Raw genomic sequence first — 15,625 nt, 5'->3', positions numbered from 1 at the left:
GGCCCCGCCGGCTCAGGCCGGGATCGGGGTGCGGGTTCGGGTGAGGACTCGGGCCGTGCGGCGCAGGAGGGTGGGGAGTTCCGGGTCGCGGACGAAGAAGTGGTCGCCCGGCAGGGTGCGGGTGTACACCGGGCCCGTCGTGTACGCCGACCAGCCGGCCATCGCCTCCGCCGGCACCAGCGGGTCACGGTCGCCGGCCAGGACCAGCATCGGCTGGTCCGGCAGCGGGTCGGCGCGGTCGGTCAGGGCCCGGTCGCGCAGGTCCGCGCCCAGGCGCAGGTCGTCGCGGAGCACCGGCAGCACCATCCGGCGCCAGAACCTGGCGAGCGCCGGGTCGGCGGGCACCCCGTCGAGGTCGACGAGCAGCCGCAGCAGGTCCTCGTCGGAGGCGTGTCGGGCGTCGGTCAGCGAGTTGGGGGTGCCGGGGGGCGGGCACGCGCCGAGCACGAGGAGGTCCGGGCCGGGCAGGCCGACCCCGCGCAGGGCCCGCGTCAGGGCGTGGGCGACCAGGCCGCCCAGGCTGTGCCCGTAGAACACCACCGGGTCGCGCGGCGCTCCCGGCGCGGGCGCGACCAGCGGCAGCATCGCGGCGAGCAGCGCGGCACGGTCGGTGACGCGGGCCTCGCCGGCCCGGCCCTCGCGGCCCGGCAGCGGGTGCGCGACGGGGTCGATCCCGGCGGGGGCGAGCAACTGCCCCCAGCGTCGGAAGCCGGAGACCCCGGCGCCGGCGTGCGCGAAGCAGTGCAGTCGGATCCGCCGCTCGGTCATCCGCGTCCCTCTCCTCGTCGGCGGCCACGCGGCCCCGTGGCCCGACCCTGGACCGCACCGCTCGCGGCGCGCCGGAGGATCGCCGGCGCCCACCTCGACGGACGGACGGACGCGTGGGGGAACGCCGAAGGCCCCGGTCTCCGTGAGGAGGCCGGGGCCTTCGAACATCGAGCGCTGGGCAGGCCTTGCACCTACATCCCCCCACGGGAAGTGGGGTGTCTTTCCTTGGACCACCAACGCATGAACCCGCTTTGTCAGGGTTTCCCCCGCGAGCACGAACAGAACTCTACCCCATGATCACCGACACTCCGTCACCACCGTTGGCCCCGAAGCCCGTCCGCGCGCGCGGGCCCCGGCCGGGTTTCGGGAGGGCGGCCAGCAGCGGCAGCCGGCACGCCTCCGCGCGGCCGCGGGCCTCCGCCGGCGGCAGTTCCCGGGAGGCCACCGCGCCCAGGGCCCGGAACAGCCCCGGGACCAGGTCCTCGACGGCCGGGCCGGTGGCGCGCGCCGGCAGGTCCCCGCGTTCGCGGGCCTCGCCGAGCAGCCGCAGCACCTCAACGGTCCAGGCCCGGTACGGGTCGCCGCCCGCCGCATCGGGTCGCGTCGCGCGTTCGGCGGCGATCCGCAGGGCGGCGCGGACGGCCGGATCCTCGCCCACCGCACGGGTCTGACGCGCGGTCAGTTCGACGAGGGTGCGCAGCGGCGGCGTGCCGGTCTCCCACGCGCGCCGCACGAATTCCGCGAAGGGGTCACGGGCGCGGGCGCAGACCGCGTCGGCCAGCGACTCGGGGGTGGGGTGGTAGCGGCGCAGCACGGCCCGGCGCACGCCGGCGGCGCGGGCCAGGCGGGCCGGGGCGGCGGCGGCCGGGCCCTCGCGGGCGATCAGTTCGCAGGCGGCGTCGAGGATCCGGCGGCGCGTGCGTTCGGCCTCCGCCCGGCTCGGGTTCCGGCGGCCCGTGACGCGCACGAGGCGGGCGAGTCGGGCCAGGCCGGCGGTGAGGGTGCCTTCGGGGGCGCGGCCCGATGGGGGGACACGCCGAGGGCCGGGGGTGGTCGCGCGGTCCGGTTCCGGGCGGGACTGGCGTCCGGTGTCGTCCACGTGATCTCCTCCTGCCGGCTCGGGTGCGGGCCGCACCCCTGGCGGGCGATGGCCCGAGTAGAAAACAGCACGAACGGTTTGTCAATCACATCCAGGAGGTCCCCTGCTCAAGCCGCCCTCCCCTGATCCGCCCACCACCCGCCCGCGCCCGACCCCAGCCCGCCCAGGACCCCCGAAAACCCCGTGATCAGGCGCCCGAAACCACCCCTCCGCACGCCCCCGCGCACCCCGCGAGGTGACAGAACCGGGCTTCGACGCTCCCCATCCGCCCCCCTCATCCTCAATAAAGGACCGGGGAGTCCGTATTTTTTTCCGGATGGCATGAGGGGATGTCGGATGAGCACTGTTCTGATCACGGGTGCGGCGGGGTTCGTGGGACGGCACGTCGTCCGGGAGGCCGCCGCCACGGGCCGCGCCCTGCGGGTGCTGGCGCACCGCGCGGATCCGGGCGAACTGCCGCCGGGGACCGAGGTGGTGTGGGGCGACCTCGGCGATCCGACGGCGCTGCGCGGGCTGTGCGACGGGGTCGACACCGTCGTCCACTGCGCCTCGCAGATCGGTGGCGACGCCGCGACGAACGAACGCGTGAACGCACGGGGCACGGCCGCGCTGCTGGAGCACGCCGGGCGGGCCGGGGTGCGACGGCTGGTGTACCTGGGCACGGCCTCGGTGTACGGGCGGGGCGAGTACCGGGCGGCGCGGCCCGAGGAGTTGACGCGCCGGCCCGGGTCGGAGACCTCGCGGACCCGGGCGCTGGCCGAGGACCTGGTGACGGCGGCGGGCGGCACGGTCCTGCGCCCGCACATCGTGGTGGGCGCGGGCGACCGGTGGGTGTTGCCGACGCTCGTGCGCCTGCTGCGGACCCTGCCGGGGGCGCCGACCGAGCGGTCCACCCTGCACTCCGTGATCACCGCCTCGGACCTGGCCCGGGCCCTGGTCGGGGTGGCGCTGGCGCCGCCGGAGCGCCTGGGCGCGCGGGTCTACCACGCGGCGCACCCGATCCCGGTGCCGGTGGAGCGGCTGTTGCGGGCGGCGGCGCTGTGGGGCGGGGTCCCGTGGCCGGAACGGGTCACGGGCGCGGCGCAGGCGCGGGCGGTGGCGGCGGAGACGGGGCCGTGGGCCTCGGGTTCGCTGGAGATGCTGCTGGGCGACCACTGGTTCGACAGCTCCCCGCTCTGGTCCGACCTCGGGGTGAGCCCGGGGCCGCCGCTGGGCGTGGGCGGTCCCGAGGCCCTCGCCCGGCTCGTGTCCTCCTGCGGCCCCCGCCCCCAGGCCCGGACCACCGTCTGAGCCGGCCCGTGCCCCGACCGCCCCGCATCCCGGCCGGCCCGGGCTCGACCGGGACGCGAGGGCCGGGCCGCAGGGTGGGGGCGGGGCGCGTTCGACGTCCCACGGCGACTGCGAGGAGTTTTCGATCATGACCCAGGCAACGAAGCCGGTGGCCCTCGTCACGGGCGCGACCAGCGGCATCGGGCTCGCGGTGGCCCGTCGGCTGGCCGGTCTGGGGGCCCGGGTGTTCCTGTGCGCCCGGCAGGGCGACCGGGTGGCGGCGACCGTGAAGGAGCTGACCGACGAGGGCTTCGAGGTGGACGGCACCACCTGCGACGTGTCGGACCCGGAGCAGATCAAGGCGTTCGTGGCCGCGGCCGTGGACCGCTTCGGTCCGGTGGACATCCTCGTCAACAACGCGGGGCGCAGCGGCGGCGGGAAGACGGCGGAGCTGACGGACGAGCTGTGGCTCGACGTGATCGGCACGAACCTGACCGGCCTGTTCCGCATGACCCGCGAGGTCCTGACGGCCGGCGGGATGCTGGCCCAGGGACGGGGGCGGATCGTCAACATCGCCTCGACCGGCGGCAAGCAGGGCGTGGTGCTGGCGGTGCCGTACTCGGCGTCCAAGCACGGGGTGGTCGGGTTGACGAAGGCCCTGGGCCTGGAGCTGGCGCGGACGGGCATCACCGTGAACGCGGTCTGCCCCGGTTTCGTGGAGACGCCGATGGCGGAGGGGGTCCGGACCCGCTACGCCGCCGTGTGGGGGGTCACCGAGCGGGAGGCGTTCGACCGGATCACCCAGCGGGTGCCGATGGGGCGTTACGTGGAGACCCGTGAGGTCGCGGCGATGGTCGAGTACCTGGTGAGCGATGACGCGGCGGCCGTGACGGCGCAGGCGCTGAACGTCTGCGGCGGCCTCGGCAACTACTGATCCGCCGCTCCCGCGCGCACCGGCGCGGGAACGCCGAAGGCCCCGGTCTCCGTGAGGAGGCCGGGGCCTTCGAACATCGAGCGCTGGGCAGGCCTTGCACCTACATCCCCCCACGGGAAGTGGGGTGTCTTTCCTTGGACCACCAACGCATGAACCCGCTTTGTCGGGTTTCCCCCGCGAGCACGAACAGAACTCTACCCCATGATCACCCGCGCCCGGAACCTCCGAATCCGGCGACGACATCCGCCGACGGCACCGCGCGACGGACCGTCAGCGCCCGCCGCCCCGGGCCGGGGTGAGGGTGAGCAGCAGGCCGGCGGCGAGGGCCGCGAGCGGGACGAGGAGGGCCGCGTCCGGGCCCCGGGGGGCGAGGGCGAGGCCGGCGGCGGGCACGAGGACGGCGCCGAGTTGGACGGCGGTCTGGTAGAGGGTGACGGCGCCGGCCCGGCCGCGTTCGCCCACCTCGGCGAAGGCCCGGGTGTGCAGGGGGGTGAAGGCGAGGGCGAGGGCGAGCCCGAGCAGCGTCACGGTGGGCAGCACGGCCCCCACCTCCCCCGGCCCGGCCGCGTCCCGGGGCAGGAGCAGGACGCCGAGGGACGCGAGCGCGAGACCGGCGGCGACGGGCCCGGTGGTGCCGTGCCGGGCCAGGACCCGGCGGGTGGGCCCGCCGCCGAACAGCCCGAGCAGGGCCGCGGGCAGGGCGGCCGGCAGCAGCGCGAGCGCGGTCCCGGTCGGGCCGAGGCCGGCCCCGTGCAGCCGCAGGGCCACCAGGACGAGGACGGTGGCCTGCGCCCCGTTGAGGCAGGCCGCGGTCAGGGCCGCGCGGTGCAGGGAGCCGGGGTGGGGCGGCAGCAGGAGTCCGGGCCGGGCGTGCGCGAGCAGCGCCAGCGCCAGCGCGAGCAGGAGGACGGCGGCCAGCGCGAGGTGCGTCAGCAGGGCGGGGGTGGCCGGGTCGGCGGCGGCCCGCAGCACGGGCGGCAGCGCCAGCAGCAGCACGGCGCCCGCCGCGAGCGCCCGCAGCGGCGGCCGGGGCACGGCGGCCGGGGCGGGCCGGGCGGGCGGGTCGGGGGGCAGCAGCCGGCGGGCCGCGAGCAGCAGCGGCAGGGCCAGCAGGCCGGGCAGGGCCAGCGCGCGGTGCGGCCCGGCGGGCACGGCGAGCAGGCCGGCGAGGAGCAGGCCCGTGGTGAACCCGAGGACCCCGGCGCGGGTGTAAGGGGCCAGGGCGCGGTCGCGGGCGGGGCCGGGCGGCCGGCCGGCGGTGAGGACGGCGAGCCCGAGGGGGGCGGTGAGGGCGGCGCCGGCGCCTTGGAGGACGCGGCCGGCGGCGAGGACCCAGGGGTCGGGCCACAGGACGCCGACGAGGGCGGTGAGGGCGAAGCCGGCGAGGGCCGCCAGGTGCAGGCGACGGCGGCCGAGGCGGGCGGCGAGGTGGGTGCCGAGGGGGAGGGTGCTCGCGAAACCGGCCGCGAACAGGGTCAACGGCCAGGCCGGGCCCAGCGTGTCGGGGCCGGTGAGCGCGGGCAGCAGGGGCAGCGCGAGGGAGACGGAGAGGGCGTCGAGCAGCATGCCGGCGGCGAGCACGTGCGCGAGGGCCCGGCCGGGCGGCGCGCTCGCGGGGAGCGCGCCGGCCAGGCGGGGGGCGGCGGGGGGCCGGGAGGGTCTCATCGGGGGTCAGCCGAGGAGGGTGCCGCCGGTGGCGTCGAGGAAGGCGCCGGTGATCCAGCGGGCCTCGTCGCCGGCGAGGAAGGCGACCACGTCGGCGATGTCCTCGGGTTCCCCGACGCGTTGGAACGCGGAGAGCGCGGCCATGGCCTTGACGGCGTCGGGGTTGTCGAACACCGGGTTGTCGTTGCGGGTGATGCCGGGGGCGACGGTGTTGATGGTGATGCCGCGCGGGGCGAGGAGCCGGGCCCAGTGCAGGGCGAGTTGTTCGAGCGCCGCCTTGGTCATGGCGTAGGCGATCTCGGCGGGGTTGGCGACGCGGGTGAGGCCGGAGGAGATGTTCACGATGCGCCCGCCGTCGGGCATGGTGCGGGCGGCGCGGCGGACGAGGAAGAAGGGGGCCTTGGCGTTGACGGCGATCAGCCGGTCGAAGGCGTCGGGGGTGGTGTCCTCGGGGCTCTCGCCGCCGCCGGTGATGCCGGCGTTGTTGACGAGGATGTGCAGGTCGGTGCCGCCGGTGCGGGCGCGCAGTCCTTCGTCGAGGGCGTCGAAGAGGTGGTCGACGTCGCCGGGGACGCCGAGTTCGGCGCGCAGCGCGAAGGCCCGGCCGCCGTCCTTCTCGATGCGGGTGACGACCTCTTCGGCGGCGCTGTCGGTGCGGCCGTGGTGGACGACGACGAGGGCGCCGTCGGCGGCCAGCCGCAGGGCGGTGGCCCGGCCGATGCCTCGGCTGGCCCCGGTGACGAGGGCCGTTTTCCCGGTGAGCCGGGCCATGGTGGTGCTCCTTCGTGTGACGGCCCGCCGGGTGGCGGGCTCGCGAACGGGGGCGTGGGGGGCGGGCTCCGGTGCGGACCGGGGTGCGGGCGTGGGGGTGGGCGTGGGGGCCCCGAACCAGCGGGTGAGGGCGTGGTCGAGGGGGTGGGGGGTGTCGGCGGCCCAGGCCACGTGCCCGTCGGGCCGCACCAGCAGCGCGCCGTGCGCCCCGGGCCCGCGTTCGGCCTCGTGCGTTCCGGGCAGTGGGTGGACGCGGACCCGGTCGGCCCAGCGGGCCGCGAGCTCCCGGTACGGGGCCCCTTCGGGTCCCGCGGGGGCCAGCAGCAGGCCGACGCCGGCCTCGGGCAGCGGGTGCGGCAGTCGCCGGCCGACGAGCGGGTGCTCCTCGGCGCCGGGCTCGGGATGGTGGTGGTCGAGTCCGGTGATCGCGGCGGCGAGGTGGGCGCGGGCGGCGGGCAGGGCGAGGAGTTCGGCGGTGACGGCGCGCAGGGGTTCGCCGGTCGGGTCGGCGAGCAGCAGGTCGGTCTGGGCGCGGATCTGGGTGAGGGCGCGGGCGCCGACGGGGTGCCGTTCCTCGTGGTAGCTGTCGAGGAGGCCGGGCGGGGCGTGGCCGGCGACGGTCGCGGCGAGTTTCCAGCCGAGGTTGGCGGCGTCGTGCAGGCCGAGGTTGAGGGCCTGGCCGCCGACGGGCAGTTGCCGGTGGGCGGCGTCGCCGGCGAGGAGGACGCGGCCGGCGCGGTAGCGGGCGGCCTGTCGGCTGCCGTCGTCGAGGACGGCCAGGGAGTCCATGCGCGCGCCGGCGATGTCCTCGCCGGTGACGGTGTGCCAGGCGGCGGCGACCTCGGCGGGGGTGGGGGGTCCGGGGGTGCGGCGGGGCGGGTCGGCGTGGACGTGGACCATGACGCGGGTGGTGCCGTCGGGTCTGCGGGCGGCGACGGCGAGGCCGGCGGGCAGACGCTGGAAGCGCCGGTCGGGTATGTCGGCGGTGCCGGGGGCGAGGTCGGCGCGGAGCAGGGCGCGGCGCGGGTCGGTGCCGGGGAAGTCGACGCCGGTCAGGGCGCGCACGGCGCTGTCCTGTCCGTCGCAGCCGACGAGCCACCGGGCGCGGACCTCGTGCGTGCCCCCGGGGCCGCGGACCTCGGCGCGGACCTCGTGGGCGTCCTGGGTCAGGCCGCTCAGGGTGTGGCCGCGGCGGATCTCGACGCCGAGTGCGGCGGCGTGCGCGGCGAGGACGGCGGTCAGGTGGGTCTGGGCGACCTTGCCGGTGCCGGGGTGCCCGGTGGTGGTGGGCAGGGCGAGGTCGAGGGGGATGCCGCCGAAGTGGCCCCGGGGGTCGCGGTCGAAGGGGCCGAGCGGGTCCGACAGGCCGCGGTCGGCGAGGAGTTCGAGGGTGCGGGCGTGCAGGGCGGTGGCCCGGGACTCGGTGTCGGGTGCGGTGCGGCGTTCGAGGACGAGCACGTCGACGCCGGCGCGGGCGAGGTCCACGGCGAGCAGGAGGCCGACGGGGCCGGCGCCGACGACGAGCACCGCGCGCGGCTCGGGGTCGGCGGGCATCGGGGCTCCTGGGGCGGGTGCGGCGGGTCGAACGGTTGCGGGTCGAGCGGTTGCGGGGCGGACGGTGCGGGGCGGGTCAGGCGGTGAGGGGGTCGCCGAACCAGCGGGAGAGGGCCATGGGCAGGTCGTGGTGGCTGCCGGGCGCGGCCCAGGCCACGTGCCCGTCGGGGCGCAGCAGCAGGGCGGTGGTGCCGGCCAGTCCGGTGTCGGCGGGCAGCTCGGGGGCCTCCGCGGTGACGAGGTCCACGCGGTCGGTCCAGCCGGCGGCGCGGGCCCGCAGGCGCGGGTTGTCGGCGAGGTCGATCAGGACCCCGTGTCCCCGGCGCAGCAGGGCCCGGGCGGTGGTCTCGGCGCCGCGCACGAGCAGCGGCAGGGCGGGCAGTCGACGGCCGAGCAGCGGGTGCGGGCCGCTGCCCACGTCGTGGCGGATGTCGAGGCCGGAGATCATGGCGGCGAGGTGGCGGGCGACCTCGTCGTGGGCGGCGAGTTCGCCGAGGACCTCGCGCAGCGGTGCGGCGTCGGCGCCGCCGAGGATGAGCTGCCCTTGGGCGCGGGTGTTGGTCAGGACCCGGGCGGCCACCGGGTGCCGTTCCTCGTGGTAGCTGTCGAGGAGGCCGGGCGGGGCGTGCCCGGCGACGGTCGCGGCGAGTTTCCAGCCGAGGTTGACGGCGTCCTGGATGCCGGTGTTCATGCCCTGGCCGCCGGCCGGGAGGTGGATGTGGGCGGCGTCGCCGGCGAGCAGGACCCGGCCGCGCCGGTACTCGGTGACCTGGCGGGCCGCGTCGCCGAAGGCGCTGGTCCACAGCGGGGTGGCGTGGGAGATGTCCTCGCCGGTGAGGCGTTCGAAGGCGGCGGCGATCTCGCCGAAGGGCGGGGGCGTGGTGCGCCGGCGGGGCGGGGTGCCGCGTTCGCAGACCACGACGCGGGTGACGCCGCCGGGCAGCGGGCCGACCATGACCATGCCGCCGGGGACGGTCTGGCCGATGGTGCGCGGCGCGAGGTCGAGGCCGGTGAGGTCGGCGAGGTACATCTCGCAGGTGGCCTCGGTGCCGGGGAAGTCGAAGCCGGCGGCCTTGCGGACGGTGCTGCGGCCGCCGTCGCAGCCGACGAGCCAGCCGGCCCGCAGTTCGTGCTCGCCGTCGGGGCCGCGCACGGTGACGGTCACCCCGTCCTCGTCCTGGTCGAGGGCGAGGAGTTCGTGGCCCCGGCGGATGTCGACGCCGAGGGCGAGGGCGTGCGCGGCCAGGTGCTCCTCGGTGACGGACTGGGGTACGGCGGTGGCCGCGCGGGGCTTGCCGGGCAGCACGCCGAGGTCGAGGGGCACGCCGCCGAAGTGCGCCCGGGTGCCGGTCTCCAGGGGCGCGAACCGCTCCAGCAGCCCGCGTTCGTCGAGGATCTCCAGGGTGCGGGCGGACAGGCCCAGGCCCCGGGACTCGCCGGTGGGCTCGGGGAGCCGTTCGAGGACGAGGACCTCGGCGCCGGCGAGGCGGAGCTCGGCGGCGAGGGTCAGTCCGGCGGGGCCGGCGCCCGCGACGATCACGGCGGTGTCCATCGGGTTGCTCCTCGACCGGCCGGGGCGGAATCACGCCGCGGGTGCGGGCGTCGGCCCAGTCTCGTCGGCGGCCGGGCCCGGCAGGGCAACGGTCGTGACAAGGACCGGTGAGGTCGTGTCAAAGTTTCCCGGCCCGGTCAGGGCCGGGTGCGGCCGAGGTCAGGATCCCGTCAACCGCCCCCGCCGGACCTTGCCGCACGGCGCGGGAAGGCCGCCCCTCGCGCTCACCCCGTGCGCGCGAGGAACGGCCTTCGCCTTGCGGGCGGGCCCGACCGCCGGTCTCAGGCGGCGGGCCCGGACCCCCGCGCCCCCGGGCCGCCCGCGCCGGCCGTGGTCAGCAGCCGGGGCGGACGGGCGTGGGCGGTGGGGGCCCAGCTCAGCACGGTGGAGCCCACCGACATGCCGCCGCCGAACGCGCACAGCAGCACCACGTCCTCCTCCGCCAGCCCGCCGGCCCGGTGGGCCGAGTCCAGCGCGATGCCCACCGACGCGGCCCCGGTGTTCCCGTACCGGGCCAGGTCGTCCAGGTGCAGGGTGGCCTCGGGCAGGTCCAGCGCCGGCCACACCTCCCCGATCATCACCCCGTTGGCCTGGTGCGGCACGAAGTGGTCCACCCGGTCGCGGTGCACCCCCGTCGCGTCCAGCACGTCGGCCACCGCCGCCGGCAGCGCCTCGTGCACGAAGGACCGCACGGCCCGCCCGTCCATCCGGAAGTGGTGCGCCCCGCTCGCGACCGTCGCCGCCGACGCCGGGTTGCGGCTGCCGCCGGCCGGCACGCCGATCAGGTGGTGGGCCTCCCCGCGCGTCAGGTGCCGGCTGCCGAGGAACCCCTGCCCCCCGTGCGGCGAGGGTCCCAGCACCACCGCCCCGGCGCCGTCGCCGAAGAGGATGGCGGTCTTGCGGTCGCGGTGGTCGAGAATCCGCGAGTACACGTCCGCGCCGATCACCAGCGCGTGCCCGGTGCCGCCCGCCGCCCGCAGCAGGGACTCGGCGGCGGTCAACGCGAACACGAACCCGGAGCACACCGAGTTCACGTCGAACGCGGCGGCCCGCTCCGCGCCCAGCAGGTGCTGCACGAGGGCGGCGGTGGCCGGTTGCGGCTGGTCGGGGGTGGAGGTCGCGACCAGGATCCAGCTGAGGTCGGCCGGGGTCAGCCCGGCCTGCTCCAGGGCCGCGCGGCCGGCGCGGGCCGCGAGGTCGGAGGTGGCCTCGTGCGGGGCCGCGCGGCGCCGTTCCCGGATCCCGGTCTTCGCCGTGATCCAGTCGGCGTCCACCCCCGCGAGCCTGCCCACCTCCTCGTTGTCCACCACCCGTTCGGGCAGGTGGGAGCCGGTGCCGAGGATCGCGATCGGGGTCCGGTGCCAGGCCGACATCACCCGCTCACCCCCTCGGGCACCCGCGCCGAGGCAGCCGCGGCACCCGACCCGGACACCGGCCCCGGCACCGGCGCGGGCCCCGACTCCGGCTCCGCGAGCGGCAGCACCTCCCAGCCCCCGCGCGCGGCCCGCGCCCGCAGCACCGGATCGGCGCCGACCACCACCGGCCGGCCCACTGCCTCCAACAGGTGCAGATCGCTCGCGTGGTCCCCGTAGCCCCACGACCGCGACAGGTCCAGGTCCAGGACGGCGCCCACGGCCCGCGCCGTGCGCCCCTTGGCCTCGCCGATGAGCGGCACGAACACCTCCCCCGTCAACCGCCCGTCGGCGCCGACCCGGGGCCGGGTCCCGAACGCCAGGTCCGCGCCCAGGTGCTCGGCGATCGGGTCCAGGCACGCGAAGAAGGACCCCGAGATCAGCACCGTCGTCTCGCCCCGCTCCCGGTGCGCGTGGAACCGCTCCACGACCGGCGCGATGAACGGCTCCTCCCGCAGCTCCGCCGCGAACCACTCCCGCCCGGAGGCGGCCAGCTCGGCCCGGCTCTCCCCCGCGAAGAGCCGGTAGTAGCGCCGGTTGATCTCGGTGCGGGGCACGCCGTCGGCGGCGGCCCCCCGCAGCGCGTCCAACAGCCGGGTGTCGGTGCCGGGCGCGGCCCCGCCGCGCCGCAGGTGGAAGGAGAGGAACCGGAACATCGACTTCAGGTCCACGAGGGTCTCGTCCACGTCGAAGAACGCCGCGACCCGGGCGCCGCGCACCCCGTCCCGGCCGCTCACCGGGGGGTCCGCACGCGGGTCAGGGTCAGCGAGAACAGGCACAGGCTCGCCCCGTCCTGGGTGGCCTCCACCCGCACCTGCACCGGCCGGCCGACGGCGGACCCGGTGGGCTCCTCGGGCTCCAGCACCCCGCCCTGGGTGTAGTGCGGCTCGGGCTCGGGCGCGGGCCGGTCGGGGCCGACCACGGCGGTCAGCAGGGACGGGCTGTCGAGTTCGCCGAACCGGGTGAAGGTCACGGCGAGGTCGGTGACCACGGTCCGCGACGGGGACATGCCCCGGGTCTCCAGCGCGGCCCGCAGCGCGAGCTGCCGCGCGGCCTCGGCGAGCACCATGCCGGGCAGGTGGTCCTGGGGGTGGTCGAACATGCTGGGGTGCCGGCCGGGCACGCGCAGCGCGGCGAGGTGGTTCTCGCCCTGGGTGCGCACGTCGGACAGGACCACGTTCTCGGGGTTGGCGCGGCCCACGAGGTAGGGGTCGACGACGCTGTGGCCGGCGCCGGGCTCGTGGTCGGCGGAGGAGGGCAGCGGCCGGCCGTCCCGGCCGCGGAGTCTGAGCTCGCGGTAGGAGTCGGCGGACTTGAAGCGCAGGCCGACGGCGGCGGTGCCGATGACGGTGTCCCCGGCCCGGAACTCGATCCGGTGGTCGAGGCCGGTGGTGCGGCCCTCGCGGTGGTGGTGGTTGTCGATGGCCGCGTGCAGCCGCAGCGGGCAGGGCGCGGCGCCGACCGCGAGCCGGTCCGGGCGGGTCAGGTGCACGCGCAGGTGGGTGAGGATGAACTTGTCGGTGCGCGGGACCCCGTGGAAGGCGTGCGAGCCGGCCAGCGCGGCCTGCCGGGCGGCCTCCAGCAGCAGTATCGGGTCGTGCAGGGTGGGGCTGAGCAGGTGGTCGCCGTAGTAGGCGTGGGAGCGCGGGAGTTGGGCCGCGGCCACGTAGGGGGTGCCCGGTCCGGTACCGGCGGGCAGGGGGCGCAGGTCGGTGAGGAAGACCTCGTTCAGGGAGTCCCGGTGGACCAGGGACCGGTCGATGGTCCGGTCGTAGCTGAGGTCGGGGACGGCCGCGAGGGTGTCGGCGGCCTGGTCCGGCAGCGAGGGTGCGGTGGTCACGTGCGAAACCTGCTTTCTGGTGGGGTCGGCCGGTACGTGCGTGCCCGGCGCGGTTCGGTGCGCGGGGGCGGATCGGTTCAGACGCGTTCGAGGAGCATCCCGGTCCAGGTGAACCCGGAGCCCGCGCCCAGCAGCAGCACCCGGTCGCCGGTGGCGAGGTGGGTGGTGCGGGAGAGGTGGTCGAGGCCGGCGATCTGGTCGCCGCTGCCGAGGTGTCCGACGGTGGCGCCGAACTCCCACAGCGAGCGGTCGGCGCCGCCGGGCAGTTCGGGGAAGTAGTTCTCCTCCAGCAGCGGCAGTCCGAGGTTGGGGTAGACGATGTGCCGCAGTCGCGGGTGGTCGCCCTCGGGGAGCAGGGCGGCGCGGATCTCGCGGACGGCTCGGCAGGTCGCGGCGCGCAGGCTGTCGGAGCCGTGGGCGGCGAGGTAGCGGCGTTTGGCGGCGCGCACGTCGTGCTCGTCGGCGAGGGTGTCGGGGGTCTCGGGGGCGGGTTCGTCGCCCCGGTGCAGTCCTTCGAGGCCGGGGTCGCTGACGCTGTGCGCGGCCAGCACCCGCCAGTGCGGGCCGGGGGCCTCGGGGGCGGTGGTGTGGGCGGGGTCGGTGGTGAGGACGGCGGCGGCGGCCCCGTCGCCGTAGACGATGCCGTAGTCGGCGGTGAACCGGTCGAAGGCGGAGTCGGCGAAGCGGTCGGTGGCAACGACCAGGGCGGTGCGCAGGCCGCGGCCGGCGAGGAAGCCGGCGGCGAGGTCGAGGACGAGGAGTTGGGCGTTGCAGCCCTGGTTGACGGTGAAGGGCAGGGCCCGGTCGTTGCCGAGGCGGGCCTGGAGCCAGGAGGCCGGGGACCACAGGCGTTTGTGGCCGTGGCGGTGGATGGCGGTGACGGCGATCAGGTCGAGGTCGGCGGGGTCGGTGCCGGCGGCGGCCAGGGCGCGGCGGGCGGCGATCAGGGCCATGTCGGCGGGGTGGTGGGCGCGTTCGGCGGCGATGGTGCGGTAGCCGGTGGCGCGGATCCGTTCGGGGTCGGTGCCGGTGCGGCGGCCGGCCTCGGTGGGCAGGTCGAGTCGGGTGGTGGGCAGGTGGGAGCCGGTGCCGGTGATGGTCACGAGGGCCGGGGGAGCGGCCCCGGGCGCGCCGGCGGGCCCGGGCGCGGGGGTGGGCGGGTGGCTGGTGGTGACGGTCATGCGTGGGCCTCCTGCGCGGGGGCGGTGCGGACGGTCGAGGGGCGGGCGGCGCGCACGAGGCGTGCGACGTGCCCGTCGGGTCGGACCAGGACGGCCACGGCCTCGGGGTCGTGTCGGTCGAGGCGGGCGAGCTGCCCGGGGGTGAGGGCGGCGGCGAGGGTGCCGGGCGGCAGTTCGGGGCCCTCGCCGGCCGGGGGCCGGGCGCCGGGGCGGTGCAGGAGGGTGTGCCGGCCGAGGGTGGGGCGGTGGCCGGGGACGCGGGCGCCGGGCCGCAGCCGGTGTTCGGCGGGTGCGGGCAGGTCGGCGCCGACCGTCTCGGGTCCGGTGCCCTCGCGGCCGGGTTCGTGGTGCGGGTAGAGCCGGCTCCAGGCGGCGGCGTGTCCGCGCAGGGCCTCGTCCACGGCGGCCCGGGCGGCGGGGGTGTCGGCCTCGCGCATCCGGGTGAGCAGGGGCAGGACGGCGGTGGTGCGGGCGACCTGGGCGGCGGCGGCGCGGCGTTCGCGGGCGTAGTCGTCGAGCAGGGTGTCGGGGGCGCCGCCGAGCATGGCGGCCAGCCGCCAGGCCAGGGCCCAGGCGTCGCCGAAGCCGGTGTTCATGGCCTGTCCGCCGGCCGGGGAGTTGAGGTGGGCGGCGTCGCCTGCCAGCAGCACGGGGCCGACGCGGAAGGTGTCGGCGAGGCGTTCGTGGACCTGATAGTGGGCTGTGCGGTCCAGGCGGGCCAGGCGCAGCGCGTCCCCGTGGCCCAGCGCGTCGACCTCGCGGCGGAAGAGTTCGGGGTCGAGGGCGGTCTCGCGGTCCAGGGCGGCCGTGGCGGAGACCGGCCCGGCCACCCGCACCTGTCCGTCGGGCAGCGGCAGCAGGGAGACGGCGCCGCCGGGGCCCACGTACATGGCGGAGGTCTCGGGGTCGGGGTCGAGCACGGGCAGGCCCTCGGCGAGGAGGTAGCTCATGGGGTAGGTGGTGCCGGGGAAGTCGACGCCGAGCGCGGTGCGCACCGTGCTGCCCGCCCCGTCGGCGCCGATCAACACCCGCGCGGCGAACCGCGGTTCGGCCCCTTCGGCGTCAACGGCGACGGCGTCCACCCCGTGCGGTCCGGACTCGAACCGGGCCAGGCGCGCGCCCCGCAGGATCCGGCCGCCCCGGGCGGTGAACTCGGCCTCCAGCAGTTCCTCGACGGCCGGTTGCGGCACGTTCAGGTAGTGCGGGAAGGGGGTGTCCCCGGCGAGGTCGGCGAAGTCCACGCGGAAGGGGCCGCCGAGGCGCTCGGTGTGGGGGGTGTGGAAGTCGATCCGCCGGCAGCGCACGCCCCGCGCGTCCAGGGCCTCGTGCAGGCCCAGGGTGTCGAAGAGTTCGAGGGCGGCGGCGTGCACCATCACGGCGCGGGTGCGGGGGTCGATCCCGGTGCGGGGTTCGAGGAGGACGACGTCGACGCCGAGCCGGCGCAGCAGCGCGCCGAGCATCAGGCCGGTGGGGCCGGCGCCCGCGATCAGCACGTCGACGGCGCGCGGGTCGCCGGGCGGCGGGGGCGGGGTGGGCCGGTTCATCGGACGGTGTCCTCTCGACGCGAGGGGCTGCGGGGG

General features: G+C 77.3%; 12 protein-coding genes. 2 read left to right on the top strand and 10 right to left on the bottom strand.

Annotated features, from left to right (window positions below; all coding sequences use genetic code 11):
- Nucleotides 1-12: 12 nt before the first annotated feature.
- A complete protein-coding gene (locus tag ACN20G_RS35745; RefSeq protein WP_424217522.1) occupies nucleotides 13-768 on the bottom strand; it encodes a thioesterase II family protein in 756 nt (251 codons plus the stop codon).
- Nucleotides 769-1,054: 286 nt separating this feature from the next.
- Nucleotides 1,055-1,867, bottom strand: coding sequence for a TetR family transcriptional regulator (locus ACN20G_RS35740; protein WP_424217521.1), 813 nt, complete (start codon nucleotides 1,865-1,867; stop codon nucleotides 1,055-1,057).
- Nucleotides 1,868-2,203: 336 nt separating this feature from the next.
- On the opposite strand from ACN20G_RS35740, the gene ACN20G_RS35735 reads away from it, so the two are divergent.
- Both ACN20G_RS35735 and ACN20G_RS35730 read left to right on the top strand, forming a co-directional pair.
- The gene (locus ACN20G_RS35735) at nucleotides 2,204-3,157 is read left to right on the top strand and encodes an NAD-dependent epimerase/dehydratase family protein (protein ID WP_424217520.1); all 954 of its coding nucleotides are present in this window, start codon (nucleotides 2,204-2,206) and stop codon (nucleotides 3,155-3,157) included.
- A gap of 127 nt (nucleotides 3,158-3,284) precedes the next feature.
- Entirely contained in the window at nucleotides 3,285-4,070 is a 786-nt protein-coding gene (locus tag ACN20G_RS35730; protein ID WP_424217519.1) for an SDR family NAD(P)-dependent oxidoreductase, read from the top strand.
- 270 nt (nucleotides 4,071-4,340) lie between these two features.
- On the opposite strand, the gene ACN20G_RS35725 is transcribed toward ACN20G_RS35730, so the two are convergent.
- The 8 genes from ACN20G_RS35725 to ACN20G_RS35690 form a co-directional block, all read right to left on the bottom strand.
- Nucleotides 4,341-5,735, bottom strand: coding sequence for an MFS transporter (locus tag ACN20G_RS35725; protein WP_424217518.1), 1,395 nt, complete (start codon nucleotides 5,733-5,735; stop codon nucleotides 4,341-4,343).
- A 6-nt stretch (nucleotides 5,736-5,741) separates the two neighbouring features.
- Nucleotides 5,742-8,060: an SDR family oxidoreductase gene (locus ACN20G_RS35720; protein ID WP_424217517.1), complete on the bottom strand. Its 2,319-nt coding sequence runs from the start codon at nucleotides 8,058-8,060 to the stop codon at nucleotides 5,742-5,744.
- A 76-nt stretch (nucleotides 8,061-8,136) separates the two neighbouring features.
- Nucleotides 8,137-9,612: an FAD-dependent monooxygenase gene (locus ACN20G_RS35715; protein ID WP_424217516.1), complete on the bottom strand. Its 1,476-nt coding sequence runs from the start codon at nucleotides 9,610-9,612 to the stop codon at nucleotides 8,137-8,139.
- Nucleotides 9,613-9,893: 281 nt separating this feature from the next.
- Nucleotides 9,894-10,985: a 3-oxoacyl-ACP synthase III family protein gene (locus ACN20G_RS35710; protein WP_424217515.1), complete on the bottom strand. Its 1,092-nt coding sequence runs from the start codon at nucleotides 10,983-10,985 to the stop codon at nucleotides 9,894-9,896.
- On the bottom strand, nucleotides 10,985-11,761 hold the full coding sequence (locus ACN20G_RS35705) for an HAD family hydrolase (protein WP_424217514.1): 777 nt from the start codon (nucleotides 11,759-11,761) through the stop codon (nucleotides 10,985-10,987). The genes ACN20G_RS35710 and ACN20G_RS35705 overlap by 1 nt, the downstream gene beginning before the upstream one ends.
- Nucleotides 11,758-12,864, bottom strand: coding sequence for a ScbA/BarX family gamma-butyrolactone biosynthesis protein (locus tag ACN20G_RS35700; RefSeq protein ID WP_424217513.1), 1,107 nt, complete (start codon nucleotides 12,862-12,864; stop codon nucleotides 11,758-11,760). Before ACN20G_RS35700 ends, ACN20G_RS35705 begins: the two co-directional genes overlap by 4 nt.
- Nucleotides 12,865-12,941: 77 nt before the next feature.
- A complete protein-coding gene (locus ACN20G_RS35695; protein ID WP_424217512.1) occupies nucleotides 12,942-14,045 on the bottom strand; it encodes a ketoacyl-ACP synthase III family protein in 1,104 nt (367 codons plus the stop codon).
- Nucleotides 14,042-15,589: an FAD-dependent monooxygenase gene (locus ACN20G_RS35690; RefSeq protein WP_424217511.1), complete on the bottom strand. Its 1,548-nt coding sequence runs from the start codon at nucleotides 15,587-15,589 to the stop codon at nucleotides 14,042-14,044. Before ACN20G_RS35690 ends, ACN20G_RS35695 begins: the two co-directional genes overlap by 4 nt.
- Nucleotides 15,590-15,625: the final 36 nt, after the last annotated feature.

It is taken from the genome of Streptomyces dryopteridis (assembly GCF_049606955.1).
In the GTDB taxonomy this organism is placed as follows: domain Bacteria; phylum Actinomycetota; class Actinomycetes; order Streptomycetales; family Streptomycetaceae; genus Streptomyces.
This window is presented reverse-complemented; position numbering and strand designations above follow the sequence as displayed.